We start from the raw sequence: 23745 nt of genomic DNA, 5'->3' as shown, positions 1-23745 counted from the left end.
ATATCAATTTTACCACCTCAATTATTCATTGAGCAAAATATACGTCAGTAGATCCGCTTAATAAAAAAAGCTATCTTTCTGTATATCCATACAAAAAGATAGCATCTTTTATGATTACATTTCTTAACCGTTACTCCTACTCAGCAAAAGCACTCGAATATTGTACAATTCCTTCTACACCTCGAAGAGAATTTTCTGTTAATTCCATTATCATAAATACCTCTTCAGGCACTTCAAACGGTGCTTTTATATTCCACTCACTTGCTTTCTTAAAACCAAATTTCGGGTAGTACTCTGGATGTCCCAATACTACAACTGATCCGTATCCACGTTCTTTCGCTTTTTCTAATGCAGCTACAATCAGGTTTCCACCAATTCCTTTTTTCTGATGACCCCTAGCAACTGAAACTGGTGCAAGTGCTAACGATTCTACAGAAGTTCCATCTTGTTCTATTGTAATTTTCGATAACATAATGTGACCAACTATATCTTCATCTACCGCAACAATTGATAACTCTGGAACAAACGCGTCACATTCTCTAATACGTTTTACAAGTTCATGTTCTGTTTTATCACTAAATTCTTCCTTTAAAAATGCTTCTTTTATGACTTCTTCTGTTTTTCTATAATCATTTTTTTGTTCTTGTCTAATCGTTACCATTTTAACTTATCCTCTATTCTTTCTTATTTCTTTTTGAATTTTACGTAGTGCTTTTTTCGATCCGCGCTCAATATCGTGTTGCATTTTTCTTTCTTTATAATCAACAAATAGTGTATTTAAATCGTATCCTTCTGGATATAACTCCTTCGCTGCTACTTCTAAAGTAATACGTTTTACATTTACTTCAACGAATTCACCGTTATAATATACAACAACGTTATAAAAATTATCTTTTTCCTTATAGATGATACCAAAATCATCATGATCCAATAAATTAACACGATCGCCGATTTTGTACTCATAATGAGATTCTCTTTTTTCTTGTACAAATTTCGGTTTTCTAATTTTACTTTCATTCACTTTTTCTAAAGCGTACTCTTTATTTCCCATATACTCTTTCGCTCTTTTCAGTACATGTTCTTTTACGCTCATTTTATTCGCAATCCAAAGTGCATTACTTTCTCCTGATTTTCCGATAACTAATTTATAAAGCGGCTCTAGCGTTTCACTATTAAACTGCATCGCTGCATTCATAAAGTCATCATGCATTTCTGAGAATCGTTTAATTTCTCCGTAATGCGTACTCGCAACGGTAATACATCCCGCAAAGTACAACTCTTCTAAAATAGAAATTGCAAGTGCTGCACCTTCATTTGGTTCTGTACCGCTCCCTATTTCATCAAATAAAAGTAACGTATTATTATTTGACATCCTCATAATCTCAGAAAGATTTTTCATATGAGACGAAAATGTACTTAGTGCATTTTCAATACTTTGATTATCACCAATATCTACGAATACATTTTCGAAAATAGCGATTTCTGTACCTTTATCTCCTGCAATATGAAGACCTGACATTGTAGCTAATGTTAACAATCCAATCGTTTTTAACACAATTGTCTTTCCGCCCGCATTCGGCCCTGTAATAATTAAACTACGATACTCTTGACCAATTTTAAAATGTAACGGTACAACTTGCCCTGTTAAAAGCGGATGCTTACAATTCACTAAATGAATGTAGCCATGATCGTTTAACTTTGGTTCTATTCCATCAATCGATTTACTAAACTTCGCTTTCGCAAATACCATATCATACTGACTAATTAGCTCCATGTTAATCTTTATACTATAAATGTTTTCTAACACCATTCCTGATAAAGTCGCTAAAATCTGATACTCTTCAACCGCTTCATCTGCTTTCAAACCTGCTAATTCTGCATTCAATTTCGTAACCGTATGCGGTTCTATAAATACAGTAGAACCTTTTGCCGAGGCTTCAATAATACTTCCAGCAACTTGATTTTTATAGGAAGATTTAATTGGAATCGTATAACGGTCATCCTTTTTACTAATAAAGAATTCCTGAATGAATTTCTTATTTGCACTACTATTTAAAAACTTCGTTAAACGTTCTTTTATTTTCCCATCTACAGAATCGATATTATTTCGAATTCGTTTTAACTCTTTACTTGCAGCTACATCAATACTATTTCCTTTAATTGAAAAGTTAATTTCCTCTTCAATACTTTTATATTCAGTCATTGAATTTGCATAAGAAGCTAATACTGGTGCAAAAAATTCTTTATCTAACATAAACTTTTTAATCTTTCTACACCCACGTAAAAAATCTGAAACACTTACTAATTCTTCTGGATCTAAAATCATCCCTTTTTCTAATTTTTGAATTGTACTAGCAATATTAGAAATGCCGAAGAAAGGAACATGCCCTTCTGCATCTAATATAGCTCGTGCTTCTGTCGTTTCATTCAAGCGATTTCTCACTACTTTTATACTCGTACTCGGCTCTAATTTGTTTACTAATTCCTTACCTAATCCACTTACACAATAAGATTTCACTATATCCTTTAATTCGTTATATTGTAACTTTTCAAAAGTCATCGTATTCATTTTGTTTCTCCTCACTATGATTGATTTTTATCATAAATGAAGATACCTACTCATTAGATTCCAATGAGCTCTACATTATTTAATTACCATTTTTATACATTAAAAATATATACAAAAAAGCTGCGGGGATACCGCAGCTTTTACATTTACAAGGCATGAGTAATAACATATGAGGAAATAAGCCATAAAAAACAGATGGCAATCCCCTTATTACACGCTTTATAAAGTATTGTAGGTATCTTCATAGGTATTGAAATAAATCCATGACAAAGCTAGGGGTATGGTATACATAAAAATCCCCTGTTCTTATCTGATTTATTTCATTAAATTTTTCCTATTTAGTACCTACCGCACTCACAAAAAGCACCTCTCATTAATTTATATTATAGTCATTGAAATCTAATTTATTGAAATCATCATACTATATGTTACGTGAGAAGTAAAGGTGCCATACTTCAGTAGTACGCAACTCTACACTTCAATATTTCTTAAATTAGACCTATATTCGCTGAGGAGAAATTATAAGAAGCGCCTCCGCTATTGCGAATGTCATTTCCTTCCCCTGATACATTTAATAATTATGACAAGCAATAATAGGAGGTTTACTATATGAGTGAAGAATATAGTATTTTACATGGAACTGCTCTAGAACCAAATTTAATCGGTCCCACACTACCATCAATTCCACCATTTACATTACCCACCGGACCTACTGGAATCACAGGTCCTACCGGTGCGACAGGTTTTACCGGAATTGGAATAACTGGTCCTACTGGGGGTACAGGTCCTACCGGAATCGGAATAACTGGTCCTACTGGGGGTACAGGTCCTACCGGAATCGGAATAACTGGTCCTACTGGGGGTACAGGTCCTACCGGAATCGGAATAACTGGTCCTACTGGCGCAACCGGTTTAGGGATCCTTCCCGTATTTGGAACAATAACTTCTGAAGTAGGAATCGGTTTTTCAGCAGTAGTTAATACAAATGTTAATTTTACCATTCCAGGACCTGCTAGTGGAACTACTATAAATCCATTAAATAATTCTATTACAATTGATACCACTGGCGTGTACTCTGTATCCTTTTCAATTGTATTTGTAATACAAGCTATATCGTCTAGTATATTAAATCTTACAATAAACGATTCCATTCAATTCGCAATCGAAACGCGAGTTGGTGGTGATTCTGGGATAAGAGCTACATCCGCCAGAACTGATTTACTATCTTTAAATCAAGGGGATGTTCTTCGAGTACGAATAAGAGAAGCCACGGGTGACATTATATACTCCAATGCCTCTCTTGTTGTTATAAAGGTCGACTAACTCTTTTATTACAATAAAGATTCAGGAAAAATAAAGTGAAACTTTAATAAGCCCTCACCAATCGGACTGACCACAAATAGCGGGATAAATATGCACAATATAAAAAGAAGAGGAAAACTTATATTTCAGTCTACCTCTTCTTTTTCATCACCAAATTACTGCTGAACATATATGGAAACTGATCCTCCACTTACTTGGAATTGTCCCCAACCCTCCTTATTAATTGTTACAGTATTTGTTTGATTACCCGTAATATCGTACCATACTTCCCCTGCGTTATTCTTCCCAACATCCATCCACTTTGACCCTCCTGGTCCATCAGAGATTAATGTTGCTAAACCAGAATTAGCATGTACACTATCACCTTCTCTTGTCCAGCCAATTACATCTGGATGATCAAAATAATCCCGCTGCGTACCATATGCAAAGTTTTTTCGTGCCGTCAAAATCGGATCAATTTTGTCCTTTAACGCTGGAATTTCATAGTTACTATTTCCTTTTGTACCATAGTAATCACCATAGAAAACAGAAGGATATCCCTCTGCACGCGTTAAAATAAATGCATATGCCAACGGTTTGAACCAAGGGCTCACTACAGATTCCAATGACTGACCAGGCTGTGAATCATGATTTTCAACTAGAGTAACCGCAAGTGTAGGATGATTCGCAACTACCGTTCCTTTTAAAATATTTCTCATATCATAATTCCCATTTCCTGTTGAAGCATAGTGAAAATTATAATGAAGTGGTGCATCGAACACAGATTGATTATAATTGACCTTCGCTAAATAATTATTTAAAGTCTGGATATCATTTTGCCAATATTCAGCTACTGTAAACATTTCTTTCCCCGTTTGCTGTCTAACATGATTTACCCAATCGCGCAAATATTCATGATCAATATGTTTAACAGCATCTAAACGAAAGCCATCTAAATTTAATTCCTTCGCATACCACGTTCCCCATTTTTTCATTTCATTCGCAACATCTGGATGATCAAAATCAAGATCCGCGTACATCAAATAATCATAATTCCCATTCTCGCTAGACACTTCCCAGTCCCACGCTTTACCTATGCCCCTAAATTTATAAATTCGGTTTAATTTCTTTCCTTCATCCCAATCTGTTCCGTCAAAATGATACCATTTCCATTTGAAATTAGAATAAGAATCTCCACGCCCTGGAAAGTTAAATCCTGTCCAAGCACTAATTTCATAATCACCTGATACTTCAACATTTCGATTGCTTGGGTCTACCTCAACTGCTGTGACAGTTTCTGTATAATCAGCCCCACCTTTATGATTCATAACTACATCACCGTATACATCGATGTTTTTCTTATGTAAAGCGTCAATTGCAGACTTCAATTGTGCTTTCGTCCCATATTTCGTCCGCACTGTTCCCTTTTGATTGAATTCCCCCAAATCATATAAATCATATGCTCCATATCCTACGTCATTTTGCGTAGTTCCTTTATATGCAGGTGGTATCCAAACAGATGTAATTCCTTTTTGCGCTAAATTTTCAGCATCAGTACGCAAACGATTCCAATGATCCCCATCATTCGGAGCATACCACTCAAAATACTGCATTAACGTTCCATTGTTAACTGTATCTGCATATGCTTTACTCCCCTCATATATACTAGGTAAAAACATAACAACTGACAATCCGACTATTGTTACTCTTTTAAACATCTGTACACCATCCCTTTCTAAGAAAGCGTTTGCATAGTTTATCAGAATTATTATAATATTCGTTCCACCGTTAGTAAAGTAGCAATCTCTCACTCTCCCACATTATTTTTAATCTCACTTCAAATATTCAACGTAGTTTTAATTTCACATCCTATTCAAGATTGTTTACAATTTACCTATAAAAACATAACGGAGGGATTTCTATGACAGACTTTCAAAAACAATTTTTCGCACGATTATATATAGAAGAAAAAGACACAGTTTCATTTGAAGATTTATCTAACATTATGTACGCAATGGCACAAACTGTTCCTTTTGAAAACTTAAATATTCTCGAAAAGAATTTTAAAGAAATATCAAAAGAAAATTTGAAAGAGAAAATTTTAGTAAATAACCGTGGCGGTCTTTGTTATGAACTCAATCCTACTATGTATTACTTCCTGAAAGATTCTGGATTCGATGTTCATCTCGTTTCAGGAACAGTTTATAACGCTACAAACTCCATATGGGCTGTTGATTCTGGCCATATTGCAACCGTTTTAACACATCATACTGAACTTTATTTAATTGAAGTAGGATTCGGATCATACTTACCTCTTGCCCCTGTCCCTTTCTCAGGTGAAGTCATTCACTCTGTTACAGGAGATTATCGTATTCGTAAAGAAATGACCGAAAAGGGAAACTACATTTTAGAGATGCGGAAAAACAATGAGTTCTTGGATCAATCTTCTGCTGATGATTGGACGTTAGGCTATGCATTTTATATAGAAGAAGTGGATGAAGAAAAAGCAAATACAGCACAAAAAATTATCGTTGAACATGAAGGGTCACCCTTTAATAAACTACCTCTTATTGTAAAACTAACTGAAGATGGGCATGCCTCTTTAACGAAAGATAGCCTTACAGTAGCGAAAAATGGTAAAAAAACGAAAGAAACCGTTACAGACATGCAATTTACAAACCTTTTACATTCAAAATTTGGAATTACACTATAAGTATGTAAGCCTTGTTATTTTAGCAAGGCTTTTCAATTTTCAGCAGGGATTTTTTGCAATTTGTTGTATTTCATAGTTATATAGAAATATAACTACATGTTTAGAAAGGAAATGATTATGACAGAACTTAAAGATCGATTACAAGTAGCTGATATAGAAAAATGGGATTTAACAGACATTTACCATACAATTGAAGATTGGGAAAGTGATTTTCATAAAATTGAAATATTAACGAAGGAATTACACGAGTTTAATGGCAATATTCACGATGGCAATAGTTTATTAGCTTATTTAACGAAGAGTGAAGAAATTTCTAGCATAATATCTTTAATGTTCGCTTATGCACGATTACAATCTGACCTTGATACACGCGATACTGACGCGCAATCTCTTGTCGATAAAGTATCACAATTACACGTGAAAGTAAGTGCAGCTAAATCTTTCTTTTCCCCCTTCTTACTTAGCATAGACGAAAGCACATTACATTCTTACATAGAAGAAACAGAAGGCTTACAATATTATAAAGAAGACTTATTTGAATTATATCGTTATAAAAAACACGTATTGAATAAGGACCAAGAAGCAATTTTATCACAGATGGGTGAAGCTCTTTCTTCTCCACAGCACACATTTGGTATGTTAAACAATGCAGATATATTATTTGGTGAAGTGACGACTGACGATGGAGAAAAAGTGAACTTAACACGCGGAATGTATGCAAAGTTAATAGAAGATACGAATCGTGAAAAGCGTAAAGAAGCTTATAAAGCATATTACAAACCATATGTTCAGTTAAAGAATTCCATCGCATCTACTTTATCCGCTGCTATTAAAAATAATGTTACCGTTTCGAAGCTAAGAAACTATCCATCAGCGCTAGAGAAATCATTATTTGGCGATATGGTTCCGAAAGAAGTATATGAAAACCTTATTGATACAACGAAAAAAAACATTCAAACATTACATACATACAATGAAATTCGAAAAGAAAAATTAAACGTAGATGAACTAAGACAATACGACTTAGGCGTCGATTTAGTAGAAGGTGCAAAACAAGACATCCCATATAGTGAAGCATTTGACATTATGATTGCATCACTAGCTCCTTTAGGAGAAGAATATATTGAGACATTAAAAAGTTTTAAAGATAAACGATATATAGACGTAAGAGAAACACCAGGAAAACGTTCTGGTGCTTATAACTTTGGTGTATATGGTGTTCATCCTTTCATTCTTTTAAATCATCACGATGATTTAAATAGCCTGTTCACTCTTACTCATGAATGCGGGCACGGTATGCATACGCACTATTCACATGGATACCAACCAAGAATTTCTGCACATTATTCTATCTTTGTGGCAGAAGTCGCTTCTACAGTAAATGAAGTGTTATTAATTCACTATTTATTAAAAGAAGCAACAGAAACGAACGTGCGTAACCATTTAGTTAACCATTTTATTGAAAAATTCAAAGGTACTTTCTTTACACAAATTATGTTTGCAGAATTTGAAAAAATCACACATGAAATGGCGGAACAAGGTAAACCATTAAATGCACAAGTCTTCAGTGAAATTTATGAAAAACTATTTAAAGAATATAACGGTGATTCACTTGTATTTGATGAAGAAGTAAAATACGGATGGGCTAGAATCCCTCATTTCTACCGCCCATTTTACGTATACAAATATGCAACTGGATTCGCATCTGCCATTCAAATCGCTGATAAACTATTAAGCGGTGATCCGAATGCTCAGAAAAATTATATTGAATTCCTGAAAGGTGGAAGTTCTGATTATCCACTAAACCTATTGAAAAAAGCTGGTGTTGATTTAACTACGCCAGAACCGATTGAAAGTGCATTGAAACAATTCACTCAACTTGTTGAGGAGTTTTCAGCATTATAAAAAGCATGCAGAGTATATGCTCTGCATGCTTTTTCATTTGAATTACTCTATTCTATATGCTGCTGCGTCACACAGTGAATCATACCACCATACGCATACAATTCATTCACATAAATACCGACAATTCTTCTTCCTGGAAACTGACCTTCAATAATTTGCAGCCCTAACTTGTCATGTTCATCACCATATACAGGAACTAATACGACTTCATTACCAATATAAAAATTCAAATATGAACCCTTACAGTCTGCTTCTTTTACCACTTTTCTTGTTACTGGTACTGGAATGAGCTGAAATGGCTTTCCATCTATATTTTTCGCTTGTCGCAATTCTTGATAATGCTTTTCGTACGCCTCCAAAAGGTATGGCTCTCCTTCACCGAAAGGATCATATTCATACAGTATCGTATTTTCATTTACAAACCGTGCCGCGCCATCAATATGATAATCCGTATCTTCATCATAATTATCTTCTCCGCGTATACCAGTTATCCATATAAAATTCGTTACTCCTAAATATTTCGTTAATTCCATTTCAATTTCTTTCTGACTTAGTGTGGGATTTCGATTTTCATTTATAATAGACGTTTTCGCCGCCATTAAGGTCCCGTTTCCGTTTATCTCAATTCCCCCGCCCTCTAGACAGACACTAGATTCACCTTTTGGAATGCGATACATTTCACTTATTTTATTCGGAATATTAGCGTCTTTTTCGTACGGATATTTATTTCCCCAACCATTAAATATCCAGTGCGTTAGGCAGCGATTCCCTTCCTTATCCGTTACAAAGATTGGTCCGTTATCTCTTATCCAAATATCATCAGTTTCTTGAATTAAGAAATCAATTTTATCCATATTTACATTAGCTTCCATTAACTTCGATTGGACATGTATTTTCTCTTCTTCATCACATACAACAATATGGACATTTTCTCCATAGTGAAGCTCCTTTGCCATCGATATCCAAATATCATCTAACTTAGCTCTATAACCTTCACCTCTATGTGCTTTATCATGTGGCCATTGGAGCCATGTACCTTCATGTTTCTCCCATTCCGCAGGCATATAAAACAAACTATTTTCTATATTTCTCATACGTGTTCACCCCTTATATGAATGTACGTACAGTCTATACTTTGACATCGTGTTAAGGTCAACAGGAATATCTTCATTTACTTGTAGCAACTTTATAAGGTGACTCTTTATTTCGCCTTTTTATTATGATAAATTGCTTTCGTACATAGAATAAGGATTGACATAATGTTAATGTCAATCCTTATTCTCATTCTATTTTCGTAACTAAAAAACAAATTTGTGTCACATACTCTTCTGCTAAACAATCACATTCAGGTCCCTTTATATAAACCTCATATGGCGAATTAACTATTACATACCCATTTTTTTCAACCCATTCTTCTAACGCTATATAAGCGTAACCTATATAGTCGTAACTTCCATAATGCATAGTAGTAACGATTTGATGTGGACTTAGTTTTTTCATTTCATATTCTTGTACTACATCTTCATCATTCCCCTGCATAACCGGGATTCTTAATTCAATATCACTGTTACTTGGAATATATTCTTCATCATAAAAGACTGCAGATGGCGAACCGACTATTTGAAAGTTATTTTTTTGTACCTCTTCATATAAGTCATAAAAATAATCATCTATATCATCTATATCTATTTTTACTCTTTGAGTAATTATCGTTACTTCGTTCCTCATTCCCATTAATATATCGTAACTTCTATGACGAGCAATATTTAGACTACTATTCACCATTACCATTTCATTCATTTCTGAAATAACCTGTAAATTTTGCTTCACTTCATGAGACAACTCGATAATTTGTGATTGTATATGTTGAACAAACGAATCTTGATCCGATGACTGCAAAACAATTTTAATTTTTGGAAGAGGAAATTTATACTCCCTTAGCTTTTTTATTTTCAATGCTACTTCCAGCTGCTCTTGTTCATAATACCTATACCCATTAACCGGATTCACATATGCCGGTTTTAATATCTCCTCTTTGTCATAATGTCTTAACATCCGCGTACTCATTTTACAAATCCGAGAAAACTCAGCGATGGTATACATATCAATACTCCTTGAATATATTTTCTTTTCATTACTTATTTATTAAAACCAATCAAAAATCTTCTTCATTGAAAAATCTTCATTCTGATTTTTCAATCTTCTCATTTTCGAAGGTAACAAATGGCTTGGACAATACCACGTTAAACAATTCATTGCGCCTCCCATTGTTGATATTTCTCCTACATGAATTTGAATAACTTGCTTCTCCGTATACTGTTGAATATATCGTAAAACTTCCTCATCTTTAGCTAGTCCAAACTTAGGAACATAAAGAGCATCACATGATTCTAACATATTTATATACAACCCTTTTGCTGATGCTATCTCTTGATCATATTGTCCTTTCTCTGTATATGATGAAGGAACAACTATAAATTCAGCTTCTGGCATTTGTTCTTGAATAATCTCTTGAACACTATATCTAAATTCATGATCCCCTAAAAAATCACTAATAAACATTGTATGTTCATCAATAAATTTAACCATTCCGTCTGCGTGTGCTAGTACATCCCCTTCTTCAGCAGGAATAATAATAACTCGGCTCACATCTAAATCCCATTCTAACTGCTCAATAATTTCCTCTTCTGTCCAATCATCGTTATCATCAAATATACGTTCTGTTAATATTACGGTATCTTTTTTATTCCAAATAAGATTACCACCATCTAATATTAATGGGGATTTCACATATTCAAAGTCATTCTTTTTCAACCATTTATTAAACTGTTGATCTAAATATCGCCCCTGATCATCTGGCAAATAATTGGGTCTATATTTAAATTTAACTAGATGAGTTGTGACAACCGGTGCAACATCTCTTAGCCATATATCATCATACTCAAAACAGCTCGTATGAAAGTCTTGTTCTTCAACAGATAAAGATATAAGTTGATCCGCAATTGATTTCTTTTCATTTAAACATTCATTAAAGTAAATCAAGTCTTCATAAAATGGTTGATAATATTCATTCGATTCGTCTGGTATTGCAGTAAAAATAATCCCATTATGTTTTTGTTCCATATTATTTACCTCGCTTTTTAATAGTAGTTACATAACTGATTTCACAAAGCCAACTATTCCTCAATTCATTTCTCTTTTCATTACAACTCATGAACCGCGTATATTTCATGAATGGATTATAGCATGGAGAAATATTATATATTTATATAAAAAATATAAAGCTGACGTTAAGCCTTAAATTGACTCTTGACAAGTTTTTTAAATACCATATTTTAAAACAACAATAAATGATTAAATGATTTTTTTATCAAAATTCAAACCCATTACTTCTAATAGATCGTTTTGATTATATAAATTCACTAAATGCGCTTCTACTCCTATACAAATTCCTTCTAGCGGAAGATCATTTGGATCCTGACCAAAGGGATCTTCAATTTCAACCCCTATTGCTTCAATACCTATGAATGCAAAACTTATAAATGTAAACTATTTTGATTATTGTAATGAACCATATTTACAAAAACCTCTTTCTCTATTAACCTTTTATTCTTTTAAATCACGAAAGTATACAATTAAATAATAGAATCATAAACCCTATCATTATGAGGCTGGTTAAGATTATTTCTTTCAATACCGTTACTCCTTTTTTGCAAAAAGATAAAATATCTTATTTAATTCAACAACAAATGTTCACTATTCTAAATCACGACGCATCATTTTAGAATTCGCAATGAACAACGCACTAATTAATACAAAGATTGCACAGGCATATAACAATAAATCTAACGGACTATCGTGATCTATAATAATAAGACGAACAATAGCTGTTATACCTATATATATAAAATATCGTAATGGAAAATGAAAATTCATTTGAAAATACTTTATAATCATTACGATGAATTCAAAGTACAAAAAGAATACGACGATACTATCAATTAAATGATAACTAGATTCATTACCATCCAATTTCAGTTCTTGTATAAACTGAATGACTTCTTTCATAAGAAACACACTTAGAACAACTCCTAAGCAAATTAAAGCTACATTTAAAATGTACTGTAAAACGATAGGGAAATACGAAAACACTATTTTAAAATTCTTTAACACAAACATTTTTCTCCTTTACCATATAAAACGAAAAGCGAACATACACTACAATTCAATTATCATCATATTTAAATTTTATTTTTACAAATAATAAGGAACGACAAAATAGGTAAAGATAAGATTTCACCTATTTTGTCCATATAGTAGCACAACGAAATTACAATTAATTACTTCAATGCAATTGGTTGTTGTTGTGTCACACAATGAATCATACCGCCGTTTTTATACAACTCTCTCACATCAATACCGACTACTTTACGATCTGGGTATAACTTCTGAATCGTATCGTTTGCGATTTTATCATTCGAGTCATTATAATTAGGCACTAATACAACTGTATTCCCGATATAATAATTGATATACGATCCCTTATAATCGAGAGTTTTTCCATTTTCTAAAGCAACCTTTTCTTTACTAAGCGGCAAGTATTCATACTTATATTTCTGTCCTGAAGCATTTTTTGCATCTAACAATGTATCCATATCTTTATTAGATAAACCCCATTCGGCTAGGTCATCTTCTTTCATCGTTACAATGGTAGATTTATTATGGAATTTAGCAAATCCATCAATATGAAAGTCCGTAATATCTAAATTAGGTACTCCGTCTAACCAAATAAAGTTTGATACCCCTAGGTCACTTATATATTTTTCAATTTCCTTTTCTGATAAATCAGGATTTCTATTTTTATTCGTTACCGAACTTCGAGTTAATAACGCAGTCCCATTGCTGTCTAATTCAATTGCGCCGCCTTCAAGGACAAATTTCCCCCAATCAATTCTTTCAATTCCTGATTGTTTACTAACATTTTTACGTATTTGAGCATCATTTTTATAAGGTGTTTTCTTCCCCCAACCATTAAATGCTGGATCTAATATTTTGAGATTTTTATTGCTGTCATAAACAAAAATTGGTCCACTATCCCTTGCCCATACATCATCAGTAGGCGCGATAAAGAAATCAATCTTCTCCATATTTAACCCTTCATTTGTTAAAAGCTTATTGATTCTCTCCTTTTCTTCCTGGTCATATGCAACAATGCGGACTTTCTCACCCTCAGTTAAAGCACTTGCCATCTTAACCCAAATAGGTTCAACTTCCTGCTTATACTCTTCACCATATGTGTATTCATGTGGCCATTGTAGCCATGTACCTTCATGTTTATCTTTTTCATCTGGCATCGTATATTTCCCAGCATTTTTCTGTACCTCTACTTTTTCTCCTTCTTTCCCTTTAACATTTTCATTGTTACCCTCAAAAGAGCATCCACTAATAATCGTTGTAGATAATGTAGCTATTAAACAAAACTTTATTGCTTTTTTCATTTTTTCAACCTCCTGTTCTTGTCTCCAATAATGTAAAGCTTCACATAGTGTGAAGCTCAAGCTTTTTTATCAATGTAAAAATTACCAATTGTTCTTTGCATTACTTATCATTTAACGACCTATTTAGATTTATTCAAATGCCAATCACCTTTTTCACCTATTTATCCCGCTATTTGTGGGCAGTAAGACCCCCACCTCAAAATTCAGCGAAAGCAAAGAAGTTAGGTGGGGCCCTGCTGATTAAAGTTTCACTTTATTCAGTAAGTAAAACTTTACAAAATAAAAAAATCGGTATTGATAATTACATATCAATACCGATTTTTTTATAATTACTTTCCTTCTATTAAATCATTCGCCATTTTCCTAAATTCTTGATTAAATGCATCATTCATACCATTTTGGACGTTAGAAAATAATATGACAAACGTTCGTTTATCCCAGTTAAAATTATTAAAAGTGTTCCAGCCAGCTAATACACCGTGGTTATGATAATAATCTGGGTAAATATAGAAACTAAATCCATATTTTCTTGCAGGTGATGCAGAAAACATATCTGATACACTTTGTTTGGAAAGTAGTTTACCATCCATAATAGCTTCATCTAACTTTTTCATATCTTCAACAGTCGTATACATTTCACCACAACCATACAGCCAGTTCATTTTTAAGCGAGGCGTGGCTATTAACTTATTATCTTTTTTCGTATACCCTTCTGCTAAGAAAATATCTTCTGGGAGTGTTGCGCCCATTCCAGATTCATTCATTTCAACAGGAGTCAAAATATTTTCTTTCACATATTCAGCAAGTGGTTTATTCGATATTTTTTCTACAATATATGCAAGCACCATATAATTATAATCTGTATATTTCCATCCTGTCCCTGCTGGAAATTGTAACGTTTGTGCCCCAATCCACGTTACTAATTTTAACCGTGATGCTGCGTCAACACTACCTTGTCCCTGTTCTGGTAATCCAGACGTATGTGTTAACAAGTTTCGTAACGTAATATTTTTATCTGCTGGAAACGATGGGATATATTTATTTACATTGTCTTCAATGTTCAACTTCCCTTTTTCTTTTAGTTGCATAATAGATATTGCAACTACTGTTTTCGTAATAGACCCAATGCGATATTTCGTTCTTGGCGTTGTTAATACTTGATCTTTCACATTCGCATAACCGTAGCCTTTTCGTAAAATGACATGATCTTTACTTGCTACAAGAACACTCCCATTAAATCCTTTATCTTTTAAGTACTGATCTAGTTTTCCAGCTGCAATTTCATAACGCTTTTTCTCATTCGCATCAACTTCCTGCTTAACATCTTTTTGCTTACTATTTACATTAGAAAATGCCTTTGTATCATATTTTTTTCCTTTATTTGCATGTATTAGTGTAACAACACTTCCACAAAAAACAGCAAAAATAAAGAAAACGATTAACCATTTCTTTAACATACTAGGAACCCTCTTTTATCTAGTTTCACTTAACGTACATCCATTCTATTTTATATCTTTTAATTATCAAGTATATTATAATATTATTTAATATTCACTCTGTTAAAACTAGATTCCTTTTTCTCATTTTCAATTTTTACTACTCTCTATTGTATTTCTTTCTTGCAAAATTTCCAACATACAATCGGATGCATTAAACTATAATTTCAAATTCTTTTGTAACATTTGTTACATACTAAAAAGAATGGAGATGTAATATGAAAAATACCGATAAACGCAATCGTTTAGATGATAAAATGTTTCATTATCGGATAATAAAAAACAACATGGTATTAATTGAATATTACAGAAAAAGAATTAATATATTAAAAGGGAATGATGCTGAAAAATTTTTAAATAAAATAAATCATGCAAATAACGATAAAGAAAAACAGCTAATTATGGCTAAAATTACAGGTAATTTCAAAAGAGGTAATGAACGAAATTGAAAACGAATCTCATTTACATTTTGATTATACAACAAATAAAAAAAGAAATGTCGCTCATTCAACATTTCTTTAGACTTTCTTCATAAAAAGTTTACATTGCTAACATTCCTTCATTTTCTATACTTCCTATATAAGCTAACCGCTGAAATAGTTAGTAATACAACTATGCATAACCACGCGTACGTATATCCCTTCTTATCTACAATATAACCAAATAAAGCAGGCGCAACAATAATAGCAATTTGATTTAATGTAAGTGCAAAACTCACTGTCATCCCTACCGATTCTTCACTTGCTGATTCCGCAACTTCAGTTATAAAAAGACTAAACCACCCAATTGAAAAGAACCCTAACAATGCACTTACGCCATACAATACATTCGTTATTGTATGTATGCTCATTACTAATATTAGAATGAAGAAAATAGAAATACAAACAGTTATAAATAAGGGGGTACGCCTATTCCCCTTATAAAATAAATCACTAGTAGCTGCTAATATAACCCTACCAACCATTCCAGAAAAGAACATAACGGAAAATACTTTTCCAGCTAAAATTGGCGTGATTGATTGTTCCAATACTAAAAATTTTATAAAGTGTGCAACTAACACCATTTGCAATGAAATCATACAAATGCCAGTTATATAAATTGCATACAACTCTTTTTTACACATCACTTCTTTTAACTGCATCCAACAAGAAAGTTTACTACGTTCTTGTTTAACTTTCTCTTGAATATATGGTTCCTTATAAAATATAAAAAATAAAAACCCTCCAATTATACAAATGCATGCAATGCTATTTACCGCATAGGCCATATTATATTTTATTGTAAGAAACGGGATCAATACTCCCGCTAATGTACCACCAATCGGTATACCGGCTTGTCTAATCCCCATCGCTAACCCGCGATTTTCTTTTGAGAACCACTTCATTATCACCTTACTTCCTCCTGGCTGCAAAACACTATAAAACGTTCCTACTAATAAAAGTACAAAGAGTAACCCATTAAATCCATTGACCATATTAGTCAGTAAAAACGAACCCCCTAGTAAAAATAAACTTATCGAAATTAACAACTTTTCATTGTATTGATCAAGTAGCCGCCCAACAAAAAGCATACAAAATAGCGGTCCTATATTTACAACACTTACTAACAATCCACTCTCCGTATTCGTAAGTGCATATTCTTCTTTCCAAAATAAAGCAAATGCTCCAACACCATACGTTATAAGTGTCGCTGTTGTTTGAGCAACTGTCGCAAAAATTAACATAACCCACTTATAAGTACCATTCATCCTTTCTTCCATTAACACAATAATCCCTCCATCCCCTTCCATTGTATGAAAGTTCTGATATCATATAAAATAAAGATTTATCATATAATCCATCAAAAAAAATGATACCTTTTATGGAGGGATGATACTTGGATATAAAAGATTTAACTGTATTTTACGAAGTTGCGAAAGAAAAAAACATATCTCACGCAGCTAAAAATTTAAACTATGTACAGTCTGGCGTAACAATGCGTATGAAACAACTAGAAAACGAACTAGGTGTACCTTTATTTTACCGAAACGGAAAAGGTGTAACTTTAACTTCTAACGGTGAGATTTTATTAACATACGCTAAACAAATTATCCACTTAATGGATCAATCTATTAAAGCAGTTCAAAGTAATGGGATCGAACCAAGGGGCACTTTAAAAATTGGATGTACAGAATCTACAACCGCTGTAAGACTTCCATCTATATTAACGGCCTATTATGAGGAATACCCAAAAGTCGAATTGATTTTAGAATCAAATACGACGGAACAATTGATTAGACTTGTATTAGAACGAAAACTAGACGGGGCGTTTATCGCTGGAACCACTCAGCATGCTGAACTTCATACAAATATATTTCATGAAGAAGAATTAGTTCTCATTAGCAAAAAGCCTTTATCTTCCTTTAAAGACATAGGAGACATGAATTTACTTGCATTTAGTCACGGGTGCTATTATAGAAATTTATTAGAAGATTGGCTTCAAGAAGAAGGAATTTCACCTAAACGAGTATTAGAGTTTGGAACAATTGAAGCGATACTCGCATGTGTAAAATCAGGTATGGGCGTAGCAATTATGATGAAGTCTATTTTAAATGGTCATAAACATGACATATCATTCAATCCTTTGCCAAATAGCTTCAAAAAAGTTCCTACTACTTTTATTACTAGAAAAGATATATATCACTCTGCTGCATTACAAAAATTTATGGAGATGACTCTCAATGCGTGAAAAGAAAATACGTGGTATGAAACGAAAAACAAACACTATGATAAAGCGAATTGAGGAACATACAAAAACATTCCCTTCTACTTTCTATAACGATGAATATTGGAATATGCTATTGCCAATTTCGCAAGCTTTTATTGCCTCTTGTAAAACACCTAGAAAAGTAAAACGATTGTGTATTCAAACCTTATTAAATCAAGCAAATCATTTAATAACTATGAAACCGAGCGATACACATACATATCGAGTTGTTGTTTTGATTTCTATAAATAATTTATGGGATTCGCAAATCATTATATTTAAAAACAAGGACTATTTTCATAATTTCTTTAATAGAAATAGTGAATTTCAAAAATGGATCCTTCTTTCAAATGAAATTGATTTTGGGGAGACATGGGAAATTTCAGTTTATCATTCCTTCCAAACACTTCGCTTTCAAGAAATTATTTATGATGAAGATGAATGCTATGAAAAAGAGATTCTGTTTATCGGGGAATTAAATTAAAAGGGGTATACCTAAAACACTGGTATACCCTTTTCCACTTATTTTTCCTTCAATACACTATGTAATCGATCCGGATAATTTGTAAACATTCCTGTAGCACCCCATTTGATTAACAATCTCATATCTGGTTTCTCGTTAATTGTATAAGGGTGAATTAACAGTCCATTTTTCCTAGCCATTTTCATATATGACTCATCAATAATTAGTTCTCCGTTATCATTACGTAAGTTTGGTCCAATACCAGCTGCATACTTTTTAATTTCTTGAAAATCATCATTCGTTACACTTTTCGGTTCATGTGTAATGCCAGACCATTCGACAATTTCATTGTTTTCATTTGGATAATACCAAAGCAATTGAACTAACGGAATATTTTCATTCATACTATGAATCTTTTTCAAACTATCTTTACTAAATGATTGAATCATAACACAGCTAGAAGACATGTTTTGACCTACTAAATTATATTTTTGTAACAACGCCAACAATTTCTCTTCCATTTCTGGATACACATCTGGTGATTTTGTTTCAATATAATACTTCATACTTCTTCCATACTTTCGAAAAATTTCTTCAAGAGTTGGAACTTTTTGCCCAACATACTCTTGCTTAGCCTTTTCTGGATACGCTTTATTAAACCATGATCCTGCATCTAAACTCTTTATTTCGCTTAACGTTTTATCACGTACTTCGCCTGTTCCATTTGTAGTGCGATCAACCGCTGTATCATGCATTGCAATTAATTGGCCATCCTTTGTTAATTGAATATCTAACTCTAAATAATCCGCTTTCATTTTTTTCACTAAATCATAAGAAGCAAAAGTGTGCTCAGGTGCATGTCCACTTGCTCCGCGATGTGCAATATTTAAAAACTTATTCGTATTCCATTCATGCTTCCCTTCTGCTTTCGCATGAACAGCTCCCCCAGCAAAGATACTTCCCGTCATAAAGAAAATAACTAAAACGCTAATAATTTTTCTCATCCTTCTAACCCTTCCTACGTTGCAAATTTCAACAAGTTAATGAGATTTACACGAAATAGAAGATATACTTTCATTATTTTTATAAACCTATATTAAAATTCCACTCTTACAAATATACTTTCTCTATATTATTAATATAAAAAACTAGTATTATCCTATTTAATTCCTATAGCCCTCCTTTTCACATGTAACTCCCTATTTTGTACGGTTCATTCAATAAAAAAAGCCATAAATTATTTAGGCTACACTCCTGTATCCCTAAATAAATTTATGGCTTTTCTCAAATATCTCCGGCCTCTATTAACTTGTCGAATTTAATCATATCAAACCTATTGAAATTTGTGAATATTTTTTTCAGTACGGTGAAGTACATAAAACAATATTTCTGTAGTTACTTAAAAATCACATAATAAATTTCTCATTACCTCTTCCAATACTATATCTGGATTTACTACCGTTTTTTCCGAACGCCATCCGATAAAGCCATCTGGTCTAATTAATACAGCACCTCCATTCCCTATACCATATAATTTGCTAAAAATATCTTCTGGAGCAACAAAGTCTCCACTTAAGCCAACACGATACCCTTTTATATTTATTCCTAATTTAGCTGAAACAGTATGTGCTGCCTCAGCCCAAGAACTATTTTTTACTCCTGTAAGTAATACAAAACTGTTACCGAATAAGTCTAATGTAGAAACTTTCTTCCCTTCATACGTTCCCCATAAATGTGACGCTCGCGTTCCAGGTCTCCCGTTCAACTCTATGCTATCCATTCTATGTGGAGTGACTAAATTATCTATAATCGCCTCTGAACAATACTGATATCCAACTGTAACAGCTAAACCATCCATATTATTCAAACTGCCTTCCTCTCTCTTCGCAGCACGAAACAGTAAACTACTTGCATAAGCTGTCGTTAATTTTGCAACAGAGTGTCTCTCTTCATGATATGTTTCTAACAATTTTGGTTTTGCCTTCCCTTTTATAACAGCCGCTAATTTCCAAGCTAAGTTATGCGCATCTTGTATTCCTGTATTTGAACCAAATCCGCCTGTTGGCGGCATAATATGTGCTGAATCTCCAACTAGAAAGACTCGATTTCCTTGAAATTTCATTGCTGTACTTTCGGCCGCTTCCCACGGTAAAACACTTAATATTTCTGACTCAACATTTGTACTTCCAATTGCTATTTCAATAATTTGTTTACAACGTTCCATCGTGAAATCCTCTGTTCCCTCTCCTTTTAATGGATCGTAGGCTACATGGTAAATCCATTTTTTTACGTTATCTACTGGGATCAGTGCACCAAGAACCTCTGGATGAAGTACCATAGAAAAACCGAATGCGTCTCCTTGTATAAACTCACTTAAGTCTGCTTCAAAATAAATATTCATATAATAGCCACCAATGGTTCCACGCCCCTCAGTTTTAATCCCTAACTGCTCACGTATTTTACTTTTCGCTCCATCTGCTGCAATTACATAGTCACAATGTATGACACTTTCTTTTTCTGTTTCACGATTTCGAATCGTTGCTTTTACCCCGTTTTCATTTTGTTCAAATGAAACTAATTCATGATAAAAAGATAGTTGCCCGCCTAATGTTTTCGCTTCTTGTAACATCATCTCTTCTAAAATAATTTGATAACAAGCAGTTTGTTTTGATGGACTAATCTTTTCTATTTTTTGAAGTAACTCTTCATCGTTTCCGTATTGCGTCGCTCTCATTTGTTCCAATTCTTCTTTATTCGCCTCAGCTATTGTATGAACTGCTATTCTTCCTCGGCAGTTCTCTAATGCTTTACCTGCCAATTTAATTCTTTTTTCCAAGCCTAATTCTCGAAATAACTCCATTGTACGTAAAGTAAGACCGCCTGCTTTCGGATGAATGGCAGTAGACGGATGCCTTTCAATAAGTAAGTACTCAATGTTATGTTTTGCAAGAAATAACGCAGACGCTAACCCAGATAATCCCCCTCCAACAATTAAAACTGGTACATAATTCGATTTCATATATTTCCCCTCCACATCATTGTTCTGAGCTCAGTGACATAAATATAATCAAAAAAAACATTAAAATATAGACTTATATTTCATTTTGAATTATCATATAGATAGATTACGCCCCAAAATTCCTTTTACCTTTTCATACATCTATAATCCACCTGAATTGTGTCTGTATGAAAGTGTAAAACAAAAGAATGTACTTTACGTTGAACCATGTTCTATCGTAAAAATCAAAAATAATACAAACATTATAAGCTGTCGTAACCTTATGGATTATACAAGGTTACGACAGCTTATTTTATTGTTACATCATTTTTTTAAACTTCATCTATTTTGTTATGTAATCCTTCCAATCCCTTTTCTATCTCCCTATAATTTTCAACAATAAAAAATTCATTCGTCTCGATTTTCTTTCTCAATATTGCACCTCGTACAACAATCATGTAGCATTACCGTATCGAAGTAATGGTTCATCATCTTAAACCTTTCGACTAATTACCTGGAGGCAAAGTGATTGAAATGAATAAACAAGAACAATTAAATATTATAAAAAAAGATTTTATTGATTCTCAAAAAGTATTATTGGCAATTGGTGATGAAACACGTCAAGCTATTTTATTAGTGCTAATGGAAACGGAATGTCAAACAGGATTACGTGTAGGAGAAATCACGAAGCAAACACACCTTTCCCGTCCAGCCGTATCACATCACCTCAAGATTTTACGAGAAGCTGGCATTATTTTAATGAGAAAAGAAGGTACAAAGAATTTTTATTATATTGATATACGTACAAAATTAGGTTTATTAAAAAATCTTGTATTAGATATTGAGAAGCTATTGCAAAACTTTTATTAAAACTTGGAGGTATAAGAAATGAAAGCAATGATAATTGATAAGTACGGAAAAGTCCCAATGCGTATGGCAGAGGTACCTACTCCTGAAATTAATGAGTATGAAGTGCTCGCAGAAATTCATGCAGCTAGTATTAATCCAATTGATTTTAAAATACGCGATGGAAAAGTGAAGATGTTGCTTAAATATGAGATGCCCCTAATCCTTGGTAATGACTTTTCCGGTGTCATCGTAAAGGTTGGGGCAAAAGTGACTAACTTTAAAGTCGATGATGAAATATATGCACGCCCAAGAAAAAATAAGATTGGTACTTTCGCGGAGTATATAGCCATTCATGAAGATGATATAGCTTTAAAACCGAAAAATTTAAATTTTGAGGAAGCTGCTTCGATTCCACTCGTTGGCTTAACATCATATCAAGCATTACATGACATCATGCAATTACAAAAAGGACAAAAGATTTTAATTCACGCTGGATCCGGTGGTGTTGGTACTTTCGCTATTCAGCTAGCAAAAATAATGGGTGCCATTGTTACAACGACTGCTAGTGAAGCTGGTGCGAATTTAGTAACGTCTCTTGGCGCAGATGAAATTATTAATTACAAAACAGAGAAATTTGAAGATATACTAAAAAATTATGATGCCGTATTTGATACAATCGGCGGTGCAACACTTGAAAAATCATTCAATATTATAAAAAGCGGAGGAAACATTGTTTCCGTTTCAGGCATGCCGAACGCTCGCTTCGGTAAAGAATTTGGTTCAGGATTCTTTAAAACTCTCTTATTTTCATTAGCCAGCAAAAAACTTACTGCACTTGAAAAAAAGCATAATGCTCAATATTCATTTTTATTTATGAAGCCAAGCGGGGATCAATTACGTACTATTGCAAACTATATTGAAGCTGGACAAATCAAACCTGTAATCGATCGAGTTTTTCCTTTTGAAGATGCGCAAAAAGCAATGGAATATTCAGAGTCTGGAAGAGCAAAAGGAAAGATAATTGTAAAAATTAAGTAATAATAAAAACTCCATTTTTTTTAAAATGGAGTTTTGTATTTACTGTTAAATAGACATAGTGCAATGAAGTCCTTACAATAGATTGCAAGGGGAAATATTATATTATACTTTTAGTTAACTTTACAAAGAATATATACGTACAAATACATAATTTAAAATACAAAAAGGA

General features: G+C 33.2%; 20 protein-coding genes and 1 pseudogene. 8 read left to right on the top strand and 13 right to left on the bottom strand.

All coding sequences use genetic code 11. From position 1 onward, the window contains the following. Positions 1-136: 136 nt before the first annotated feature. Positions 137-661: a GNAT family N-acetyltransferase gene (locus BM089_RS16815; RefSeq protein WP_075718569.1), complete on the bottom strand. Its 525-nt coding sequence runs from the start codon at positions 659-661 to the stop codon at positions 137-139. Between the two features lie 6 nt (positions 662-667). After that, positions 668-2569 carry an endonuclease MutS2 gene (locus BM089_RS16810; protein ID WP_072939237.1) on the bottom strand — a complete coding sequence of 634 codons (1902 nt, stop codon included), beginning with the start codon at positions 2567-2569 and terminating at the stop codon, positions 668-670. Positions 2570-3178: 609 nt separating this feature from the next. Here BM089_RS16810 and BM089_RS16805 point away from each other — a divergent pair. Beyond that, positions 3179-3892: an exosporium leader peptide-containing protein gene (locus tag BM089_RS16805; RefSeq protein WP_025117954.1), complete on the top strand. Its 714-nt coding sequence runs from the start codon at positions 3179-3181 to the stop codon at positions 3890-3892. 155 nt (positions 3893-4047) lie between these two features. On the opposite strand, the gene amyS is transcribed toward BM089_RS16805, so the two are convergent. Then, a complete protein-coding gene (amyS, locus tag BM089_RS16800) occupies positions 4048-5589 on the bottom strand; it encodes an alpha-amylase (protein ID WP_072939243.1) in 1542 nt (513 codons plus the stop codon). A 203-nt stretch (positions 5590-5792) separates the two neighbouring features. On the opposite strand from amyS, the gene BM089_RS16795 reads away from it, so the two are divergent. Both BM089_RS16795 and pepF read left to right on the top strand, forming a co-directional pair. Continuing rightward, positions 5793-6584 carry an arylamine N-acetyltransferase family protein gene (locus tag BM089_RS16795; RefSeq protein ID WP_000129221.1) on the top strand — a complete coding sequence of 264 codons (792 nt, stop codon included), beginning with the start codon at positions 5793-5795 and terminating at the stop codon, positions 6582-6584. Positions 6585-6701: 117 nt separating this feature from the next. After that, on the top strand, positions 6702-8489 hold the full coding sequence (pepF, locus tag BM089_RS16790; protein ID WP_090977482.1) for an oligoendopeptidase F: 1788 nt from the start codon (positions 6702-6704) through the stop codon (positions 8487-8489). Positions 8490-8536: 47 nt separating this feature from the next. Here the strand turns inward: pepF and BM089_RS16785 are convergent, their stop codons facing one another. The 7 genes and pseudogenes from BM089_RS16785 to BM089_RS16755 all read right to left on the bottom strand — a co-directional run bounded on the left by BM089_RS16785 (position 8537) and on the right by BM089_RS16755 (position 15444). After that, positions 8537-9583 (bottom strand): agmatine deiminase family protein, encoded by a 1047-nt coding sequence (locus BM089_RS16785; RefSeq protein ID WP_090977481.1) that lies wholly within the window; start codon positions 9581-9583, stop codon positions 8537-8539. A gap of 187 nt (positions 9584-9770) precedes the next feature. Continuing rightward, on the bottom strand, positions 9771-10592 hold the full coding sequence (locus BM089_RS16780) for a MerR family transcriptional regulator (protein ID WP_000287980.1): 822 nt from the start codon (positions 10590-10592) through the stop codon (positions 9771-9773). A 42-nt stretch (positions 10593-10634) separates the two neighbouring features. Then, positions 10635-11612, bottom strand: coding sequence for an agmatine deiminase family protein (locus BM089_RS16775; protein ID WP_000435524.1), 978 nt, complete (start codon positions 11610-11612; stop codon positions 10635-10637). A gap of 231 nt (positions 11613-11843) precedes the next feature. Beyond that, a pseudogene (locus BM089_RS16770) lies at positions 11844-12035 on the bottom strand (bestrophin family ion channel); the annotation flags it as partial. A 210-nt stretch (positions 12036-12245) separates the two neighbouring features. Beyond that, positions 12246-12662, bottom strand: a complete 417-nt coding sequence (gene psiE, locus BM089_RS16765) for a phosphate-starvation-inducible protein PsiE (RefSeq protein ID WP_000916570.1) — start codon at positions 12660-12662, stop codon at positions 12246-12248. Between the two features lie 167 nt (positions 12663-12829). Further along, entirely contained in the window at positions 12830-13987 is a 1158-nt protein-coding gene (locus tag BM089_RS16760; protein ID WP_139213276.1) for an agmatine deiminase family protein, read from the bottom strand. A gap of 329 nt (positions 13988-14316) precedes the next feature. Next, positions 14317-15444 carry a serine hydrolase domain-containing protein gene (locus tag BM089_RS16755; RefSeq protein ID WP_000915203.1) on the bottom strand — a complete coding sequence of 376 codons (1128 nt, stop codon included), beginning with the start codon at positions 15442-15444 and terminating at the stop codon, positions 14317-14319. A gap of 257 nt (positions 15445-15701) precedes the next feature. Here BM089_RS16755 and BM089_RS16750 point away from each other — a divergent pair, with 257 nt between their 5' ends. After that, entirely contained in the window at positions 15702-15932 is a 231-nt protein-coding gene (locus BM089_RS16750; protein ID WP_090977479.1) for a hypothetical protein, read from the top strand. A 110-nt stretch (positions 15933-16042) separates the two neighbouring features. On the opposite strand, the gene BM089_RS16745 is transcribed toward BM089_RS16750, so the two are convergent. Further along, entirely contained in the window at positions 16043-17272 is a 1230-nt protein-coding gene (locus BM089_RS16745) for an MFS transporter (protein ID WP_139213275.1), read from the bottom strand. An 86-nt stretch (positions 17273-17358) separates the two neighbouring features. Between BM089_RS16745 and BM089_RS16740 the strand changes: the two genes are divergently transcribed. Together BM089_RS16740 and BM089_RS16735 are read left to right on the top strand one after the other, a co-directional pair. After that, complete coding sequence (locus BM089_RS16740) at positions 17359-18210, top strand: LysR family transcriptional regulator (protein WP_016512498.1); 852 nt, start codon at positions 17359-17361, stop codon at positions 18208-18210. Then, entirely contained in the window at positions 18203-18712 is a 510-nt protein-coding gene (locus BM089_RS16735) for a DUF3916 domain-containing protein (protein ID WP_072939264.1), read from the top strand. The genes BM089_RS16740 and BM089_RS16735 overlap by 8 nt, the downstream gene beginning before the upstream one ends. A 38-nt stretch (positions 18713-18750) precedes the next feature. On the opposite strand, the gene BM089_RS16730 is transcribed toward BM089_RS16735, so the two are convergent. Together BM089_RS16730 and BM089_RS16725 are read right to left on the bottom strand one after the other, a co-directional pair. Further along, entirely contained in the window at positions 18751-19695 is a 945-nt protein-coding gene (locus BM089_RS16730) for a glycerophosphodiester phosphodiesterase (protein ID WP_090977477.1), read from the bottom strand. A 395-nt stretch (positions 19696-20090) separates the two neighbouring features. Then, the gene (locus BM089_RS16725; RefSeq protein WP_090977475.1) at positions 20091-21710 is read right to left on the bottom strand and encodes an FAD-dependent oxidoreductase; all 1620 of its coding nucleotides are present in this window, start codon (positions 21708-21710) and stop codon (positions 20091-20093) included. Between the two features lie 504 nt (positions 21711-22214). On the opposite strand from BM089_RS16725, the gene BM089_RS16720 reads away from it, so the two are divergent. Together BM089_RS16720 and BM089_RS16715 are read left to right on the top strand one after the other, a co-directional pair. Further along, positions 22215-22559 (top strand): ArsR/SmtB family transcription factor, encoded by a 345-nt coding sequence (locus BM089_RS16720; protein ID WP_000571870.1) that lies wholly within the window; start codon positions 22215-22217, stop codon positions 22557-22559. An 18-nt stretch (positions 22560-22577) separates the two neighbouring features. Continuing rightward, on the top strand, positions 22578-23576 hold the full coding sequence (locus BM089_RS16715) for an NADP-dependent oxidoreductase (RefSeq protein WP_075717383.1): 999 nt from the start codon (positions 22578-22580) through the stop codon (positions 23574-23576). Positions 23577-23745: the final 169 nt, after the last annotated feature.

The sequence above is a fragment of the Bacillus sp. 5mfcol3.1 genome (assembly GCF_900114335.1).
Classification (GTDB): Bacteria; Bacillota; Bacilli; order Bacillales; family Bacillaceae_G; genus Bacillus_A; species Bacillus_A thuringiensis_S.
This window is presented reverse-complemented; position numbering and strand designations above follow the sequence as displayed.